Source organism: Pseudomonas borbori (assembly GCF_900115555.1).
In the GTDB taxonomy this organism is placed as follows: Bacteria; Pseudomonadota; Gammaproteobacteria; order Pseudomonadales; family Pseudomonadaceae; genus Aquipseudomonas; species Aquipseudomonas borbori.
In genome coordinates this window covers 188,437-207,759 of record NZ_FOWX01000004.1, presented here as the reverse complement: position 1 = coordinate 207,759, position 19,323 = coordinate 188,437, and the positions used below count along the sequence as shown (strand labels likewise).

The window sequence follows — 19,323 nt, the reverse complement described above, 5'->3', positions numbered from 1 at the left end:
CGTACCCGTGAAGAAACGCCAACCGATCTCCACCGGCTCGGAGTGGACCTTCGAGCTGATTGGCGCCTACGACCGCGAAATCGGCCGGCTCGCCGAACGCTATGCGCTGGACACCTACCCCATCCAAATCGAGCTGATCACCGCCGAGCAGATGATGGACGCCTACGCATCGGTGGGCATGCCCCTGGGTTATCACCACTGGTCCTATGGCAAACACTTCCTCAGCACCGAGAAGAATTACAAACGCGGACAGATGGGCCTGGCCTACGAGATCGTGATCAACTCCGATCCCTGCATCGCCTACCTGATGGAAGAGAACACCATGTGCATGCAGGCCCTGGTGATCGCCCACGCCTGCTACGGCCACAACAGCTTCTTCAAGGGCAACTACCTGTTCCGCACCTGGACCGACGCCAGCTCGATCGTCGACTACCTGGTGTTCGCCAAGCAGTACATCATGCAGTGCGAGGAACGCCATGGCATCGATGCGGTGGAAGACCTGCTCGATTCCTGCCATGCCCTGATGAATTACGGGGTCGACCGCTACAAGCGCCCCTACCCGATTTCCGCCGAAGAGGAGCGGCGCCGGCAGAAGGAGCGCGAAGAGCATCTGCAGAAACAGATCAACGACCTCTGGCGCACCATTCCCAAGGGCGCCGGCAAGCGCGGCGAGCAAGACAACAAGCGCTTCCCCTCGGAGCCGCAGGAAAACATCCTGTACTTCCTGGAGAAACACGCCCCCCTGCTCGAACCCTGGCAGCGCGAAGTGATCCGCATCGTGCGCAAGATCGCCCAGTATTTCTATCCGCAGCGCCAGACCCAGGTGATGAACGAAGGCTGGGCCTGCTTCTGGCATTACACCCTGATGAACGACCTGTATGAGGAAGGCCTGGTCACCGACGGCTTCATGATGGAGTTCCTCCAGTCGCACACCAGCGTGATCTATCAGCCGCCCTTCGACAGCCCCTACTACAGCGGCATCAACCCCTACACCCTGGGTTTCGCCATGTACCGCGACATCCGCCGGATCTGCGAAGAGCCCACCGATGAGGACAAGCGCTGGTTCCCCGAGATCGCCGGCAGCGACTGGCTGACGACCCTCAAGTTCGCCATGAGCAGCTTCAAGGACGAGAGTTTCATCCTGCAGTACCTGTCGCCCAAGGTGATCCGCGACCTCAAGCTGTTCAGCATTCTCGATGACGACCAGAAGGATGAATTACTGGTCCCGGCCATCCATGACGAGCCGGGCTACCAGAGCATCCGCGAGACCCTGGCGGCCCAGTACAACCTGGGCAATCGCGAGCCCAACATCCAGATCTGGAGCATCGACCGCCGCGGCGACCGCTCGCTGACCCTGCGCCACCAGCAGCACGACCGCAAACCCCTGGGCAACTCCACCGACGAAGTGCTCAAGCACCTGCATCGCCTGTGGGGTTTCGACATTCACCTGGAAACCCTGCAGGGCGACAAACTGATCGACACCCAGCACGTGCCGCCCAAGGGCGAGGCCGACCCCGATGGCGACTACCCGCGACTCGATCTGGTGATTCCGCCGATCTGAGCGCACCCCGCTAGCCACGCCCCCATTAGCCTGGATGACGTGAGCAACTGCGTTTGAAGCAAGCAAGGTGGCCAGGACGTGGCCCAATCCGGGAGCGGTTGGTCGACGCCAGATTTCCCCGGATTGCGCCAAGGCTTATCCAGGCTAGGGTATCGCGCGTTCACTTCGCCAAAGTGAACGGCCGCGCCTCCACTCTCGACTGCCCACCCACTCCAGCCATGGCCGCTCAGCCCCTCCAGCCGTTATGCTGTGCCGCAACGGAGGAGCAGGCATGCAGATTTACAAAGTGGGCGGCGCAGTGCGCGACCGCCTGTTGGGACGCCCGGTCAGCGAAGTCGACTGGGTGGTGGTCGGGGCCACGGCCGAACAGATGCACGAACAGGGATTCCGCCCGGTGGGCGCAGACTTCCCGGTGTTCCTGCACCCGCAAACCGGTGAGGAGTACGCCCTGGCGCGGACCGAGCGCAAGAGCGGACGCGGCTATGGCGGCTTCACCTTCCATGCCAGCCCGGACGTCACCCTCGAAGAAGACCTGATCCGCCGCGACCTCACCGTCAACGCCATGGCCGAGGATGCACAAGGCGGCCTGATCGACCCCTATGGCGGCCAGCGCGACCTCGCAGCCAGGCTGCTACGGCACGTCTCCCCGGCCTTCGCCGAAGACCCGCTGCGTGTGCTGCGGGTCGCCCGCTTCGCCGCGCGCTATGCGCCCCTGGGTTTTCGCGTGGCGCCCGAGACCCTGGCGCTGATGCGGCAACTGAGCGACTCCGGCGAACTTTCGGCGCTCACCGCCGAGCGCAGCTGGAAGGAAATCTCCCGCGCCCTGCTCGAACCCCGCCCCGACGTGTTTATCCAGGTCCTGCGCGACTGCGGCGCCCTCAAGGCGCTGCTACCGGAAGTCGACGCCCTGTTCGGCGTGCCCCAACCACCCGCTCATCACCCGGAAATCGACACCGGCGCGCACGTACTCAGCGTGCTGCGCCAGTGCGCCGAACACCGGCAACCGCTGGCGGTGCGCTGGGCCTGCCTGCTGCACGATGTCGGCAAAGGCCTGACGCCAATGGCCGACTGGCCCCGGCATATCGCTCACGAGCGACGCGGGCTGAAGCTGATCCGGGCGATCAACGCGCGCAGCAAGGCGCCCAAAGACTGCCAGGAGCTGGCCCTGCTGGTCGGCGAGTACCACACCCACGGCCACCGCGCCCTGGAGCTGAAAGCCTCGACCCTGCTGGAGCTGCTGCAGCACTTCGATGTGTTTCGCCGCCCGCAACGCTTCGAGGCGTTCATCGGCGCCTGCGAAATGGATGCCCGGGGCCGGGCCGGCCTGGAACAACGCGCCTACCCGCAGGCCGATTACCTGCGCGGGGCCATGCAGGCGGCCCGTGCCGTGGCGGTGCAGCCGCTGCTGGAGCAGGGCCTGCAAGGCCCCGAACTGGGCGAGGCGCTCAGGGGCGAGCGCCTCAAGGCGCTCAAGGCCTACAAGGCGCAGGCGTAGGGCGTGCACTGGTGCGCGTAGCGCACCCTACGCGGGACTTGGGAACGCTTGGAGCAGCTCGCTCGGGGTCAGCTCGCTTCCGCGCCACCGGAATGGCACAGGACAGAGTTGCTGCTCGATCTGCGCCGTCCGCCACAGCGTGGCAAAACTGCGCTGCTCGCCCGGGTGCAAACGCTCCGGCAGCAACAGCGAAAGCGGCCAGAGTACGAAGGCGTTCTTGAGGATTTCCGCACGCGGCAGGATCAGGCCATCGAAATTACCGACCTGATCACCATACAGCAGGACATCGATATCCAGCGGCAGGCCCTTGCGTTCGGGAGCATAGCGGCCGTTGTCCGCCTCGATGAATTTCAGCCGGCGGTCCAGCTCGCCCAGCGGCAAGTCGCTGTAGCCGGCCACCACCAGATTGAAGAAGGGCCCACTCTTGATACCCACCGCCTGACTTTCGAACACCGGCGAGCAGCGCATGTCGCGCAGAATGGCGGCCAACGCATCGAGCCCAGCCTGCAAATGCGCCTCTCGCTCGATATTGCTGCCCAGCCCGAGCACAACGGGAGTTAGCGACATCCGCGCTCGATCTCCACGCCAACACCGCCAATCGCGGCCGGTACCGCGCCGGGCTTGGTCAGCCGGAGGCGCAGCCAGGGGATCTGGAACTCGCTCAGCAACACCGCGGCCAGTCGTTCGGCAAAGGTTTCCACCAGAATGAACTGCGCTTCACTGGCGAAGGCCTGCACACGCGCCGACACTGCCGCGTAATCCAGCGCCTTGCTCAGGTCATCGTCAGCCGCTGCCGGACGGTTGTCCCACCCCAGGCACAGATCCAGGCGCAAGCACTGGCGAATGGAGCGCTCCCAGTCGTAGGCGCCGATTACCGTATCGACTTCCAGACCTTCAATAAACACTGTGTCCAAGCACGCTCTCCACAACACGAAAAACCACCACACGACAAAGCCGCAGCATAGCTGCCGGCTAACCGAGTAACACCTACTGTGCCCGACTATACGGCGTTGGAATCCGGTTTAAATGCTCATTTGCGACTCATACACCGCGCTTTTGCCCTGTCGGACCAGCCCTGCACGCCATCGCCGCGCCGCACGTGAGCCACCGCCTGCGCTCGCTACCTTTTCCAACCGCCTGCTAGAATCCCGCCATTCCCTCAGCGTGGAATGGCTACCATGTTTTGGCTACTGGCGATCCTCGCCTACCTGCTCGGCTCACTGTCCTTCGCCATTCTACTCAGCCGCAAGGCCGGCGGGCCGGATCCGCGCGTCAGTGGCTCGGGCAACCCCGGCGCCACCAATATGCTGCGGGTCGCCGGCAAACGCCTGGCCGGCCTGACCCTGCTCGGCGACCTGCTCAAGGGCCTACTCCCGGTCCTGGCCGGCGCCCTGCTCGGCTTGAGCCTGCAACAACAAGCCTGGCTCGGCCTCGCCGCGGTGATCGGCCATCTGTATCCGCTGTATTTCCGTTTCCGCGGCGGCAAAGGCGTCGCCACCGCCGCCGGCATGCTGCTGGGACTTTACCCACCGGCTGCACTGCTGGCCATCTGCGCCTGGTTACTGAGTTTCAACCTGACCCGCACCAGCTCATTGGCCGCACTGATCGCCACGCCACTGAGCCTGCCACTGCTGGCCTGGCAACAACCCGAAGCATTGCTGCCGATGAGCGCGGTCACCGGCCTGATCGTCTGGCGGCACCGCAGCAATCTGCGCGACCTGTTCGACGGCCGGGAGCGGCATTTTTAGGCGACCGCGGCAAGCCCCTAAGAATGCAATGCAGACTCACTGGCCAAGCGGCGGCAACTGCTCCATCGGCCAGCGCGCCTGCACCTTGATGTTCAGCTCCTCATGCTGACCGGCCTTGAGGCGCTGGCAGCCGGCATAGGCGATCATCGCGCCGTTGTCGGTGCAGAACGCCGGACGGGCGTAGAACACCTGCCCCTTGAACTCGCCGAGCATCTTCTCCAAGCCCAGACGCAGCGCCTTGTTCGCGCTGACGCCGCCGGCGATCACCAGCGAGCTAAGCCCGGTCTGCTTGAGCGCCCGCCGGCACTTGATGACCAGGGTCTCGACCACCGCCTGCTGGAACGCCAGGGCGACATCACAACGGGTCTGCTCGCCGTCATCGCCGGCGGTGCGGCACTGCTGCCAGGTATTGAGGGTAAAGGTCTTCAAGCCGCTGAAACTGAAATCCAGCCCCGGCCGGTCGGTCATCGGCCGCGGGAAGGTAAAGCGCCCTGGCGTGCCCTGCTCGGCCAGCCGGGCGATCTCCGGCCCGCCCGGGTATGGCAGGCCCATCAGCTTGGCGGTCTTGTCGAAGGCTTCGCCGGCGGCATCGTCGAGCGACTCGCCGAGCAGCTGGTAACGACCGATGCCATCGACCCTCACCAGCTGGGTATGGCCACCGGAGACCAACAAAGCGACGAACGGAAACGCCGGCGGATTTTCTTCCAGCATCGGCGCCAGCAAGTGGCCTTCCATATGGTGCACGCCAAGCGCCGGAATGCCCCAGGCGAAGGCCAGCGCCTGGGCACAGGAAGCCCCCACCAGCAGCGCGCCGACCAGCCCAGGACCCGCGGTATAGGCAACAGCTTCGACTTCGCCCGGCGTGCACTTGGCCTCGGCCAATACTTCGCGGATCAACGGCAGCATGCGCTTGACGTGGTCGCGCGAGGCCAGCTCGGGCACCACCCCGCCGTAGATGCGGTGCTGCTCGATCTGACTGAACAAGGCATCGGCCAGCAAACCACGCTCGCTGTGATAGAGTGCGACGCCTGTCTCATCGCAGGAAGTTTCCAACCCCAGTACCAGCATGGGCAACGCCTTGATATCGAGTGGCTAAACGCCAGAAGGCGCGCATGATAATCGGCGCCGACGGACTCAGACCAGTCCTTTTCGATCAGAGGCTTTGCATTCCTGCTGCTGAGACGGTAACATCCGCAACCCTTAAAAACGTACGTTCTCCAGCGCCATTTGCCAGGAGTACGACACCCCCCGGTAATAAAGAAGGTACGCCCTGGATGCCAGCCGTCAAAGTTAAAGAGAACGAACCCTTCGACGTAGCTCTGCGTCGTTTCAAGCGCTCCTGCGAAAAAGCCGGTGTTCTGGCCGAAGTTCGCAGCCGTGAATTTTACGAAAAGCCGACTTCCGAGCGTAAGCGCAAAGCAGCAGCCGCTGTTAAGCGTCACGCCAAGAAAGTACAGCGCGAACAGCGCCGTAGCGTCCGCCTGTACTAAGCGCCACGGCTTTCGCCTGCACGCATAGCTACAAGCGCAACGCCTGAATGCCCGGCCTCGGCCGGGCTTCGCTTTTGGACTCCGCGCCACCCATGGGTGGCGCGGAGTCTTTTGGTTTCCGCAAGTATTTGTCCCGCCGCCTCGCACGGCAGTATCCTGAGCGCCTATGGCCGGCCTGATCCCACAGTCTTTTATCGATGACCTACTCAACCGCACCGATATCGTCGACGTGGTCGCCTCGCGCATCCAGCTGAAAAAGGCCGGCAAGAACTACACCGCCTGCTGCCCCTTCCATAAAGAAAAAACCCCCTCGTTCAGCGTCAGCCCGGACAAACAGTTCTATTACTGCTTCGGCTGCGGCGCCGGCGGCAATGCCTTGGGCTTCGTCATGGACCACGACCAACTGGATTTCCCCCAGGCGGTCGAGGACCTGGCCAAGCGCGCCGGCATGGAGGTGCCGCGCGAAGAGGGCGGACGCAACAGCAGCAAACCGCGCCAGCCCACCGATTCACCGCTCTACCCGCTGCTGACCGCCGCCGCCGAGTATTACCGCCAGGCCCTGAAGAGCCATCCGCAGCGCAAGGCCGCCGTCGACTACCTCAAGGGCCGCGGCCTGTCCGGCGAGATCGCCCGCGACTTCGGCCTGGGCTTCGCTCCGCCCGGCTGGGACAACCTGCACAAGCACCTGGCCAGCGACAGCCTGCAGCAGAAGGCCATGATCGATGCCGGCCTGCTGGTGGAGAACGCCGATAACCCGGAAAAGATCAAGCGCTACGACCGCTTCCGCGACCGCATCATGTTCCCCATCCGCGACAGCCGCGGGCGGGTGATCGCCTTCGGCGGCCGGGTGCTCGGCGACGACAAGCCCAAGTACCTGAACTCCCCGGAAACCCCGGTATTCCACAAGGGCCAGGAACTCTACGGCCTGTTCGAGGCGCGCAAGAGCAACCGCGACCTCGACGAGATCATGGTGGTCGAGGGCTACATGGACGTCATCGCCCTGGCCCAGCAAGGCCTGCGCAACGCCGTCGCCACCCTCGGCACCGCCACCAGCGAAGAACACCTCAAGCGCCTGTTCCGCGTCGTGCCCAGCGTGCTGTTCTGCTTCGACGGCGACGCGGCCGGACGCAATGCCGCCTGGCGCGCCCTGGAAGCGACCCTGCCGAGCCTGCAGGATGGCCGGCGCGCACGCTTCCTGTTCCTCCCCGACGGCGAAGACCCGGACACCCTGGTCCGCAGCGAAGGCACCGACGCCTTCCGCGCGCGCATCAACCAGCACGCGCAGCCGCTGGCCGACTATTTCTTCCAGCAACTCAGCGAAGAGGCCGACCCGCGCTCACTGGAAGGCAAAGCCCACCTGGTGACCCTGGCCGCCCCACTGATCGACAAGATCCCCGGCAACAACCTGCGCGCCCTGATGCGCCAGCGCCTCAGCGAGATCACCGGCCTCAGCGGCGAAGCCCTGGGCCAGATGGCACCCGCCACCAAGAGCGGCGTCCCACCCAGTGCCAACCCGCCCCCCGGCGACTACTATCCGGACCATGGCGAAATACCCGACAGCGCCTACTACGACGTCGCCCCCGGCCCCAATGAATACGAAAACCCCAGCCCTACGGCGGGCTTAGAACGCAGCAAGGGCAAGAGCGACTGGAAGAAAGAAGGCGGCAAATGGAGTAAAAAGGGCCGCGACGACTTCACGCCACGCGCGCCACGCACCGCCGTCAGCGTCGAATCGCCGCACCTGAGCGCCTTGCGCACTTTGCTGCATCACCCCGAACTGGCCCAGAATGTCGAAGACGTCAGCCACTTCGCCGCCGAAGACGACACCTACACACAACTGCTGGTGGCCCTGCTTGGCGCCCTGCAAAAGAACCCGAAACTGCGCGCACTGCAACTGCTCGCGCGCTGGCACGGCACCGAGCAGGGCCGCCTGTTACGGGCCCTGGCGGAAAAAGAGTGGCTGATTTCAGCCGACAACCTTGAACAACAGTTTTTTGACACTATAACTAGTCTTGTGGCCCGCCAACGCGAGCGCAGCCTGGAACATTTGATCAACAAAGCCCGTCAAAGTGAGTTAAGTGCAGAGGAAAAAAACCAACTGCGTAACCTGCTGAGCCGTAATGCATCACCGGTAATCCCGAGCCCAACTGGCGCATAGGGGTCTTATTCGGGTATAATCCGCGGCTTGTTTTTAGCCCGCCAAGACCTTCAGTGGATAGGGTGTTATGTCCGGAAAAGCGCAACAGCAATCTCGTTTGAAAGAATTGATCAGCCGCGGTCGTGAGCAGGGTTACCTGACTTACGCGGAGGTCAATGACCACCTGCCGGAGGATATATCCGACCCGGAACAGGTGGAAGACATCATCCGCATGATCAACGACATGGGGATCAACGTATTCGAGAGTGCTCCGGATGCGGACGCCTTGTTGTTGGCCGAAGCCGACACCGATGAAGCCGCGGCCGAGGAAGCCGCTGCAGCACTCGCCGCCGTGGAGACCGATATAGGCCGAACCACCGACCCGGTGCGCATGTACATGCGTGAAATGGGCACAGTGGAACTGCTGACCCGCGAAGGCGAAATCGAAATCGCCAAGCGTATCGAAGAGGGTATCCGCGAAGTCATGGGCGCCATCGCCCACTTCCCGGGCACCGTCGACAGCATCCTCGCCGAGTACACCCGCGTGACCACCGAAGGTGGTCGCCTGGTTGAAGTCCTCAACGGCTATATCGACCCCGACGACGGTAGCGTTCCTGCCGAAGCCGCCGCACCCGTACCCGCCAAAGACGACGCCGCCAGCGATGCCGGTGACGACAAGGAAGAGGACGAGGACGACGCCGAAGAGGAAGAAGAAGGCGACGGCGGTCCGGACCCGGAAGAAGCCCTGCGCCGCTTCACAGCCATCGCCGAGCAACTGGCGATCGCCAAGACGACGCTGGACAAGCATGGTCGTGGCAGCAAGCAAGGCATCGCCGAGCTGAAAGCCCTGGCCGAACTGTTCATGCCGATCAAGCTGGTGCCCAAACAGTATGAAGCGCTGGTGGTGCATGTGCGTAGCGCCCTGGAGCGTCTACGCGCTCAGGAACGCGCCATCATGCAACTCTGCGTACGCGATGCACGCATGCCGCGCGCCGACTTCCTGCGCCTGTTCCCGGGCAATGAAGTCGATGCAACCTGGTCCGAACAACTGGCCAAGGGCAAAGCCAAGTACGCCGAGGCCATCGGCGGCCTGCAAGGCGACATCCAGCGCTGCCAGCAGAAGCTGGTTGCCCTGCAAGCCGAGTGCGACCTGACCCTGGCCGAGATCAAGGACATCAACCGGCGCATGTCGATCGGCGAGGCCAAGGCCCGCCGCGCGAAGAAGGAGATGGTTGAAGCCAACCTGCGCCTGGTGATCTCGATCGCCAAGAAGTACACCAACCGCGGCCTGCAATTCCTCGACCTGATCCAGGAAGGCAACATCGGCCTGATGAAGGCGGTGGACAAGTTCGAATACCGTCGCGGCTACAAGTTCTCGACCTATGCCACCTGGTGGATCCGTCAGGCGATCACTCGCTCGATTGCCGACCAGGCCCGCACCATCCGTATTCCGGTGCACATGATCGAGACCATCAACAAGCTCAACCGTATCTCCCGGCAGATGTTGCAGGAGATGGGCCGCGAACCGACCCCGGAAGAGCTGGGTGAACGCATGGAAATGCCCGAGGACAAGATCCGCAAGGTATTGAAGATCGCCAAAGAGCCGATCTCCATGGAAACCCCGATCGGCGACGACGAAGATTCGCACCTGGGCGACTTCATCGAGGACTCCACCATGCAATCGCCGATCGACGTGGCGACCGTGGAAAGCCTCAAGGAAGCCACCCGCGAAGTACTGGCCGGCCTTACCGCGCGTGAAGCCAAGGTACTGCGCATGCGCTTCGGCATCGACATGAACACCGACCACACCCTCGAGGAGGTTGGTAAACAGTTCGATGTCACCCGTGAGCGGATTCGTCAGATCGAGGCCAAGGCGCTACGCAAGTTGCGCCACCCGACGCGAAGCGAGCACCTGCGCTCCTTCCTCGACGAGTAACACCAAACCCCCGGCCAACACCGGGGGTTTTGCTATCTGCCTGGCCGAGCGCCTCAAGCCCCGTCTACACTGGGGAGCACCACCCGCTCCGTTACGAGGCCGCCATGCCGCGATTGCCGGCCATTCTCCTGCTGTGTCTGGTGTATTGGGTCAGCCCGGCTGCCGCCTTGACGCTAAGCGAAGAGGAGCGCAACTGGCTTGCCGAGCACCCCGTACTGCGCCTGGGCATCGATACCGCCTGGCCGCCGTTCGAGTTCCGCGACCCACAGGGCCGCTACCAGGGCCTGGCCGCCGATTACATCGCGCTGTTCGAACAACGCCTGGGCGTGAGCCTGCAACCGGGCGCAACAGACAGCTGGAGCGAGGTACTGGCGCAGGCCAAGGCCGGCCAACTCGACTTGCTGCCCGCCGTGATGGCGACCCCCGAACGCCAGGCTTACCTGACTTTCACCCGCCCCTACCTGGACTTCCCGATCGTCATCCTGGCACGCGATGATGGCCCGCAACCACGTGCAATGAAGGATCTGCCGGGACTGAAAATTGCCGTGGTCGAGAATTATGCGCCCCACGAACTGCTGCGCAGCCAGCACCCGAACCTCCAACTGCTGCCGCTAGCGACCGTCCATGCCGCCCTGCAAGCACTCGCCACCGGCCAGGCCGACGCCCTGATCGGCGACCTCGCCTCCAGCGTCTGGAGCCTGCGCCATCTCAAGCTGGAAGGCCTGTTCATCAGTGGCGAAACACCCTATCGCTACCAACTGGCCATGGCCGCGCCGCACGGCCAGGCGCTCCTCAGCGGGATACTCGACAAGCTGCTCGCCGACATCAGCAGCGAAGAAGCGGCCGCCCTGCAAGCGCGCTGGGTCGGCGACCTGCAGGACAGGCGCAGCATCTGGCGCGAACTGCTGCTCTACGGCCTCCCTGGGCTGCTCGCACTCTGCGCCGTCATCGCCGTGATCCTGCGTATCAACCGCCGCCTGCATACCGAAATGCTCGCCCGCAGCCTGCTCGAACAGGAATTGCGCAACAGCGAACAACACTACCGCAGCCTGGTGGAAAACCTCTCGGCCATCGCCTGGGAGGCGCGCCTGGATGATTACATCTTCACCTACGTTTCGCAGCACGCGGAAAAACTGCTCGGCTACCCGCTGACCGACTGGCAGCGCCCAGGTTTCTGGCTGAGTATCCTGCACCCGGACGATGCCCAGCAGGCCATGGAATACTGCCTGCGCGAAAGCACCGCCGGCCGCGACCACAGCCTGGACTACCGGATGTATGCCGCCGACGGCCGCGTGCTGTGGATCCGCGACATAGTCACCCTGACCCGCAGTGGCGACCGGACGATCATGCGCGGCCTGATGGTCGACATCAGTGAAGCCAAGCAGGCCGAACAGGCCCTGCGCCTCTCCGAGCAGAAATTCGCCTCGGTGTTCCAGCAGTGCCCGGACATCCTGGTAATCGCCCGCAGAGCCGATGGCCGCCTGCTCGAAGCCAACAACGCGTTCGAGCAACAGACCGGAGTCCCAGTCGCCGAAGCGCTCGGCAAAACCGCCAGCGAACTGAATATCTGGGGCATTCCCGGCATCGGCCCAACCCTGCTCAAACGCCTGCAAGGCGAGAGCCTGCGCAACCTGGAAATGCCCTTCCTGCGGCGTGACGGCCAACCCTTCACCGGGCTGATCTCCGCCCAGGCCTTCCAGCTCGCCGATACGCCGGCGCTGGTGGTGATAGTGCGTGATATCAGCCAGCTCAAAGCCACCCAACAGCAACTGCTGAGCTCCGAAGAAAAATTCGCCAAGGCCTTCCACGCCTCCCCCGACGGCCTGCTGATCAGCCGCGTCAGTGACGGCCAACTGATCGAAATCAATGAAGGCTTCAGCCGCATCACCGGCTACAGCAGCAGCGAAGCAGCCGGCCGCTCGACCCTTGAACTGGGGGTCTGGGCCAACCCCGCAGACCGCGCCGGGATGATCGGACAGATCGCCCTGCACGGCAGCGCGCGTGACCTGAGCGCCACAATCCGCACCCGCGACGGCCAGATACGCCGCTGCGAACTGTCCATCCAGCCGATCCAGGTCGGCGACGAACCCTGCCTGCTGACCATCGCCCGCGACATCACCGAACGCCAGCTCATGCAGGAAAAACTCCAGCAGGCCGCCACCGTATTCGAAAGCACCGCCGAAGGCGTGATGATCACCGACCCCCGGCAGCGCATAGTCGCGGTCAACCGCGCCTTCAGCGCAATCACCGGCTTCAGCGAAGCCGAAGCGCTCGGGCAGACACCCCGGCTACTCGCCTCCGGCCAGCACGACAGCGCCTTCTACAGCGCCATGTGGCACCAACTGGAAGATGAAGGACACTGGCAAGGGGAAATCTGGAACAGGCGCAAGAACGCCGAGATCTATCCGGAATGGCTGACCATCAGCGCCGTGCGCAATAAAGACCAGCAGACCACGCACTTCGTCGCCGTGTTCGCCGACATCAGCTCACTCAAACATGCCCAGGCCCGCCTCGACCACCAGGCCCACCACGACTCCTTGACCGGCCTGCCCAACCGCACACTGTTCGAAACCCGGCTGCATGCCGCGCTCGACGATGCGCAAACCGACGAGCGCCAAGGCGCGATCCTGTTTCTCGACCTCGACCGCTTCAAGCACATCAACGACAGCCTGGGCCACCCGGTCGGCGACCAGTTGCTCAAGAGCATCGCCATCCGCCTCAAGGAACAACTGCGCGACATCGACACCGTGGCCCGCCTCGGCGGCGACGAATTCATCATCCTGCTGCCGGGCCTGCACCAGAGCGAGGACGCCAAACGGGTCGCCAACAAGCTGCTCGCCTGCTTCAGCCCTGCCTTCCACATCGACGTCCACGAGTTCCATATCAGCGCCAGCATCGGCATCAGCCTGTTCCCGGATGACGGCCTGGATGTCGCCACCCTGGTCAAGAACGCCGACGCCGCCATGTACCGCGCCAAAGCCAAAGGCCGCAACCGGGTCGAAATGTACACCCGTGACCTGACCTTCCAGGCCACCGAACGCATGGCCCTGGAACTCGAACTGCGCCGCGCCCTGGAGCGCGAGGAGCTGCAACTCTACTACCAGCCGAAACTCAGCCTGATCACCCAGCGTCTGGCCGGCGCCGAAGCCCTGATCCGCTGGACCCACCCCGTGCTTGGCGAAATTCCGCCCGAACGCTTCATCCCACTGGCCGAAGAAAACGGCCTGATCCTGCCGCTGGGCGACTGGGTGCTGCGCCAAGCCTGCCGGCAAATGGGCGAATGGCAACGCCTCCACGCACCGTTCGGCCCTCTCTCGGTCAACCTGGCCGGCGTGCAACTGCGGCAACCGCAGCTGCTCGAACGCATCACCCAGCTGCTCGACAGCAATTCACTCGCCCCCGGCCTGCTGCAACTGGAAATCACCGAAAACTTCATCATGAACCAGACCGAGGACGCCCTGAGCATCCTCCATCAACTGAAAGCCCTCGGCGTGCAACTGGCCATCGACGACTTCGGCACCGGCTACTCCTCGCTGAGCTACCTCAAGCGCCTGCCACTGGACACCCTGAAGATCGACCAATCCTTCGTCCGCGGCCTGCCGTCCGACCCGCACGACGTCGCCATTACCCGCGCCATCATCGCCCTGGGCCGCAGCATGCAACTCACGGTGATCGCCGAAGGCGTGGAAACCAAGGCCCAGGAACTGTTCCTCGCCGCCGAAGGCTGCGAACAGATCCAGGGCTTCGTCCTCAGCCGCCCCCTCGCCGCCGACGCCTTCGCCCATAATTTCCTCGGCCCGCGTCGTTCGATTGGCACTACGGAGAAGGCACCGGTATAATCCGCCGGCTTCAGGGCCTATAGCTCAGTTGGTTAGAGCAGGGGACTCATAATCCCTTGGTCGCAGGTTCGAGTCCTGCTGGGCCCACCAAATCGAAAAGCCGCGCATTGCGCGGCTTTTTGTTGCCCGATCGAGTCACCGTCTTAGCGGCTAGCCACGCCCAGGCATGGATGGCGCAACGCCGCCGGAAACAGCCCGCATCGTTCCCGCCGCCAAGCACTGTTCGCTGTGCGTCGGCCCCTGAGCTGACATGTCGGCAAAAATCGATTTCACCAACGGCTGATGTGCATAAGTCGTCCCCAGCGACACGAAGACACAACAAGTCGCCGCAATTGAACAACAGCGACACGCAATGAAACGGGCGCTCGTCCCGCGGAATTGGGAGCTGAGCACTGCCGAAGCTATTTCAGGACGGCTGGAGTTCGATGATCAGATCCGCGCGGAAGCCCGTCTCCTCCCCCGGATAGCCCCTGGGATTGCACAGCACCCGCGTGCCCGCCAGGTCATAGTCGACAGCCCTATGCGAATGGCCGTGCAGCCACAGCGCCATCCGCTCTCCCCCCATCAGCGCTTCCCAGCGATTGGCGTACGCGGCGTCCAGGTGAGTGCCCGCGTGCGGGCCGCCCTGGAGCGAGCGCAGCGTCGGCGCGTGGTGGGTAATCACCACCGTTGGGCCGGCAAATGCTTGCGCCAGCTTCATGCGCAGCCAGTCTTTCGTCTGCACCGACCGGGCGACCAGATCGGCCGGGCGGATACGCCTGAAACCTTCGGTGCGGATCTGCCGGAAGTCGTTCATCGCATTCTGCGCAGTCAGGCACGCCATCGGCATGTTGTCGGTGGCGGCGAAATCCGTCCACATGGTCGCGCCCAGAAAGCGTACGCCGCCGAGAATGACCTCATCGCGCTCCAACACCCGAACCCGCTCATCCTGCGCCGCGCGCATTTTCTCCAGGGTGTGAGTCAGGTGTCCGCCGTAGAACTCGTGATTGCCGAGGACGTACAACACCGGGCCAGAGAAGGCTTGCCTGGCCCACTCGACAGCACGCGCCTTGACATCGATGTCGCCCGCCAGAATGACCAGATCGCAGTTCAGCGGCGCCGGAGTGAAGGGGCCGAACTCATTGTGCAGATCGGACAGCAGGTGGATACGCATCTTCATTTCTCAGTGGTTTAGCCGGGCTGAACGCTCAACCCCAGCACCTTGACTGACGACCCCCCGGCTAGGGGCATAACCACACATATACCGGCCCAGCTTCCTGCGAACAACCCGCTGCAATAAGGACAATGGCGATTCAATCCCAGGAGCGTTGCCCGCCTTTCCTGAAGCAATCTGGACAACCCGCATCGGCACCCGCTATCAAGTTAATTGCGCAGGTAGTGTGCAAGGCCGCGAACGACCTGAGCCGGCAGCTCAGCCCCATCACCCAGCGGGTGGCTCAATGCCATGGCCAAACTCTGTCGACCTTGGTTAAGCTGCCGCCACTTACGCGTAATAAAGCCAAGCTTGGCGTACTGAGCGGGCAAACAACCGAAGGATCGACCATGGCAGCCAGCAGTAACTTCGCCTTCCTCCAGGAACACGACCCCGTCTTCCTGCAGCTTGCGAGCACGGCCGAGCAGGTATTCGCCAGCGATCCCAACACCACCCTGATCAAGTTGCGCCAGCTCGGCGAAGCCTTGGCCCAGGATCTGGCCAGCCGGGCCGGGATCGACTTCGAGGCCACCACCACCCAGGCCGACCTGCTCTACAAGCTGGGCCGCGAGATCCAGCTGGATCGCAACATCGTCAGCCTGTTTCACACCTTGCGCGTCGAAGGCAACAAAGCCACCCACCAGTTCCGCACCCAGCACCGCGAAGCCATGGACGGGCTCAAAGTCGCCCGCGCCCTGGCCATCTGGTATCACCAGTCCTTCGGCAAGAACGCCCATGCGTTCAAGCCCGGTCCCTTCGCTACGCCGGCTGACCCCAGCACCCCGCTACGCGACCTGCAAAACCAGATCGACCAGCTAAAGGCGCAGCTGAGTGAATCCAGCCAACAGCTGGAAAGCAATCAGCAACTGGCCGAGTTGATGACGCGCGAGGCAACGGAGTACGCCGTTCTCGCCGAGCAGATGGATGCGGAGTCACGCGAGCACAAGCAGCTGGCGCTGACTCATGAAACCGAGCTGAACAGGCTGCGCAGCGAGTTCGAGCAACGCCTCAAGGCTCTGCAACAGGAACTGGAAACCAAGCCCCAGGCCAGCCAGCAGGTGCTGCACAAGACCCAGCAAGCCAGCAGCAGCTTCGACCTCTCCGAAGACCTCACCCGCATCCTGATCGACCAGCAACTGATCGAGGCCGGCTGGCAGGCCGATTCGCTGGACCTCACCTACAGCAAGGGCACGCGCCCGGAGAAGGGCAAGCACAAGGCCATTGCCGAGTGGCCCACCAGCAGCCCCAAGGCCTGCGCCGACTACGTGCTGTTCGCCGGCCTGATGCCCGTGGCCATTGTCGAAGCCAAGCGTAAGCGCATCAATATCGCCGACCGCATTTCCCAGGCCGAGCGCTATGCCCGCGAGTTCAAACTGGCGGCAGAGCATCAGCAGCCCTGGCTGCTGGCTGGGCAGACGCAACCCTGGAGCGATGGCCAGGGTGGCAACTTCCGCGTGCCCTTTGCCTTCTCCTGCAATGGCCGCCCCTATATCAAGCAGCTCGCCGAGCAGTCCGGCACCTGGTTCCGTGATCTGCGCTGCCCGGCCAATACTCGCCGGCCGCTGCAGGATTTCCACAGCCCGCAGGATCTGCTCGACCTGCTCAAACGCAGCCAGACGGAGGCCGAGGCCAGGCTCAAGGACGAAGGCTTCGCCTACCTCAAACTGCGCGACTACCAGGAAAAAGCCATCCAGGCCGTGGAACAGGCGCTGGCCAGCAACCAGCGCGATTGCCTGCTGGCCATGGCCACCGGCACCGGCAAGACCCGCACCATCATTGGTTTGATGTACCGCTTCCTCAAGGCCGAGCGCTTCAAGCGCATCCTCTTTCTGGTCGACCGCAGCGCCCTGGGCCAGCAAGCCATCGACGCATTCAACGACACCGCTCTCGAGCAAAACCACACCCTGGCGCAGAACTACAACATCAAAGAGCTGGGCGACATGGCCGCCGAGGCGGAAACCCGCATCCAGGTCGCCACCGTACAAGCCATGGTCAGTCGTATCTTCCGCTCGGACACCCCGCCGTCCGTGGGCGAGTTCGACTGCATCATCGTCGACGAGGCCCACCGGGGTTACACCCTCGACCAGGAGATGAGCGAAGGCGAACTGGCCGTGCGCGACCACAGCCAGTACCTCTCGCAGTACCGCCGCGTGCTCGACTACTTCGACGCCTGCAAGATCGGCCTCACCGCCACCCCGGCCAAGCACACCAGCGAGATCTTCGGCAAACCGGTGTACACCTACAGCTACCGCGAAGCCGTGGCCGATGACTGGCTGATCGACCACGAGCCGCCGATCCGCTACGAAACCCAGCTCAGCCAGCACGGCATTCGCTTCGAAAAGGGCGAGTCGGTCAGCGTCATCAACACCCAGACCGGCGAAGTCGACGTCACCGAACTGGAGGACGAACTCACCTTCAATATCGAGTCGTTCAATCGCCGCGTGATCACCCCGGCTTTCGACAAGGTCATCTGTGACGCCCTGGCCAATGAGCTGGACCCGTTCGGCGAAGAGAAGACCATGATCTTCTGCGTCAACCAGGCCCATGCCGAGCGGGTGAAAAACCTCCTGGATGACGCCTTCAAGGCAGCCTACGGCGAGCAGTACAACCAGGCGGCGGTGCAAATCATCACCGGCCAGAGCGACAAGGTTGAGCAGCTGATTCGCCAGTACAAGAACGAAGCGCATCCCAACATCGCCATCACCGTCGACCTGCTCACCACCGGCATCGACGTGCCGAAGATCTGCAACCTGGTGCTCATGCGCCGCGTGCGCTCGCGCATCCTCTATGAACAGATGAAAGGCCGCGCCACCCGCCGCTGCGACGAAATCGGCAAAACCGTGTTCCGCATCTACGACCCCGTCGATCTCTACGCCAGCCTGGAAGCGGTCGACACCATGAAGCCCCTGGTGAAGAACCCCAACGTCTCCCTGGAACAACTGGTCAGCGAACTCACCGGCAGTGCCAGCCATGAGGCACCCGGCAGCCAGGACGACAGCAGCCACGCCCACGACGTGCTCGACGTCCTCAGCCAGCGCATCATGCGTATTCTGCGCAAGGCCAGCCACAAGGCCGAGGACAAACCGAGCCTGAAGAAAAAGCTCGATGAGCTTCAAGAAGTGTGGGGCGTTGAGCCGGCTCAATTACATAAACACCTGCACGACCTTGGCCCGCAACAGGCCGCCAACTTTATCCGCCAGCACGGCCAGCTGCTCAGCCAACTGGATGCCGTCAGCGCCCTGCTCGGCTCGGAAAACTACCCGCTCATCTCCACCCACAGCGACGAGCTGAAGGTGCGCGAGCAGAACTACGGCAACAACCAGAAGCCAGCCGACTATCTGGAAAGCTTCCACCAGTTCATCCACAAGCAACTCAACCAGTCCGCCGCCCTTGGCGTTGTGGTCAACCGTCCCAAAGACCTGACCCGCGAGCAGCTGCGCGAAGTACGCCTGCTGCTCGACCAGCATGGCTTCAGCGAAGTCAGCCTGAAAAGCGCCTGGCGCAACCAGACCAACCAGGAGATCGCCGCCAGCATCATCGGCTATATCCGCCAGGCCGCCATCGGCGAAGCCCTGCTGCCCTTCGATCAGCGCGTGGCCCAGGCCATGCAGAAGATCTACGCGCTGCAACCCTGGACCCAGGCACAACGCAACTGGCTGCAGCGCCTGGCCAAACAATTGGTACACGAAGTGATCATCGATTCGCAGCAGTTCAATGATGCATTTAGGCTGCATGGCGGCCTAAAAGGCCTGGATCGCAATCTGGGCGGTAACCTGGACAGCGTGCTCGATGCACTCAACGAGAATCTCTGGCCGCAGGTCGGTTAATCCGTGAGCCGAATACACGGCCTATTCGGCTCATTAGCTGAGTCGAATAGGCCTGACGACTGTCTCTGCCGCATAGTCCATGCGCCCTGGCGGGTAGA

12 protein-coding genes and 1 tRNA gene are annotated in these 19,323 nt (G+C 63.3%); 9 read left to right on the top strand and 4 right to left on the bottom strand.

Translation table 11 applies throughout. From position 1 onward, the window contains the following. Positions 1–7 precede the first annotated feature (7 nt). Together BM315_RS04645 and BM315_RS04640 are read left to right on the top strand one after the other, a co-directional pair. The gene (locus tag BM315_RS04645; protein ID WP_170862162.1) at positions 8–1,561 is read left to right on the top strand and encodes a SpoVR family protein; all 1,554 of its coding nucleotides are present in this window, start codon (positions 8–10) and stop codon (positions 1,559–1,561) included. A gap of 271 nt (positions 1,562–1,832) precedes the next feature. Then, positions 1,833–3,056: a multifunctional CCA addition/repair protein gene (locus BM315_RS04640; RefSeq protein WP_090498293.1), complete on the top strand. Its 1,224-nt coding sequence runs from the start codon at positions 1,833–1,835 to the stop codon at positions 3,054–3,056. Positions 3,057–3,083: 27 nt separating this feature from the next. Here the strand turns inward: BM315_RS04640 and folK are convergent, their stop codons facing one another. Both folK and folB read right to left on the bottom strand, forming a co-directional pair. Further along, positions 3,084–3,623, bottom strand: coding sequence for a 2-amino-4-hydroxy-6-hydroxymethyldihydropteridine diphosphokinase (gene folK, locus BM315_RS04635; protein WP_090498291.1), 540 nt, complete (start codon positions 3,621–3,623; stop codon positions 3,084–3,086). Beyond that, positions 3,614–3,970 carry a dihydroneopterin aldolase gene (gene folB, locus BM315_RS04630; protein ID WP_090498289.1) on the bottom strand — a complete coding sequence of 119 codons (357 nt, stop codon included), beginning with the start codon at positions 3,968–3,970 and terminating at the stop codon, positions 3,614–3,616. Before folB ends, folK begins: the two co-directional genes overlap by 10 nt. Before the next feature lie 264 nt (positions 3,971–4,234). Between folB and plsY the strand changes: the two genes are divergently transcribed. Next, entirely contained in the window at positions 4,235–4,804 is a 570-nt protein-coding gene (gene plsY / locus BM315_RS04625) for a glycerol-3-phosphate 1-O-acyltransferase PlsY (protein ID WP_090498287.1), read from the top strand. Positions 4,805–4,840: 36 nt separating this feature from the next. On the opposite strand, the gene tsaD is transcribed toward plsY, so the two are convergent. Next, entirely contained in the window at positions 4,841–5,872 is a 1,032-nt protein-coding gene (tsaD, locus tag BM315_RS04620; RefSeq protein WP_090498285.1) for a tRNA (adenosine(37)-N6)-threonylcarbamoyltransferase complex transferase subunit TsaD, read from the bottom strand. Between the two features lie 206 nt (positions 5,873–6,078). On the opposite strand from tsaD, the gene rpsU reads away from it, so the two are divergent. The 5 genes from rpsU (at position 6,079) to BM315_RS04595 (ending at position 14,296) form a co-directional block, all read left to right on the top strand. After that, positions 6,079–6,294, top strand: a complete 216-nt coding sequence (gene rpsU / locus BM315_RS04615) for a 30S ribosomal protein S21 (protein WP_003296736.1) — start codon at positions 6,079–6,081, stop codon at positions 6,292–6,294. Between the two features lie 166 nt (positions 6,295–6,460). Next, positions 6,461–8,452 carry a DNA primase gene (gene dnaG, locus BM315_RS04610; RefSeq protein WP_090498283.1) on the top strand — a complete coding sequence of 664 codons (1,992 nt, stop codon included), beginning with the start codon at positions 6,461–6,463 and terminating at the stop codon, positions 8,450–8,452. 67 nt (positions 8,453–8,519) lie between these two features. After that, entirely contained in the window at positions 8,520–10,367 is a 1,848-nt protein-coding gene (rpoD, locus tag BM315_RS04605) for an RNA polymerase sigma factor RpoD (RefSeq protein ID WP_090498280.1), read from the top strand. Positions 10,368–10,471: 104 nt separating this feature from the next. Further along, the gene (locus tag BM315_RS04600) at positions 10,472–14,206 is read left to right on the top strand and encodes an EAL domain-containing protein (protein ID WP_090498278.1); all 3,735 of its coding nucleotides are present in this window, start codon (positions 10,472–10,474) and stop codon (positions 14,204–14,206) included. A gap of 13 nt (positions 14,207–14,219) precedes the next feature. After that, positions 14,220–14,296, top strand: a tRNA-Ile gene (locus BM315_RS04595). 316 nt (positions 14,297–14,612) lie between these two features. On the opposite strand, the gene BM315_RS04590 is transcribed toward BM315_RS04595, so the two are convergent. Continuing rightward, positions 14,613–15,359 (bottom strand): metallophosphoesterase family protein, encoded by a 747-nt coding sequence (locus BM315_RS04590; protein ID WP_090498359.1) that lies wholly within the window; start codon positions 15,357–15,359, stop codon positions 14,613–14,615. Positions 15,360–15,748: 389 nt separating this feature from the next. Here BM315_RS04590 and hsdR point away from each other — a divergent pair, with 389 nt between their 5' ends. Continuing rightward, positions 15,749–19,225, top strand: a complete 3,477-nt coding sequence (hsdR, locus tag BM315_RS04585; protein ID WP_090498276.1) for a type I restriction-modification system endonuclease — start codon at positions 15,749–15,751, stop codon at positions 19,223–19,225. Positions 19,226–19,323: the final 98 nt, after the last annotated feature.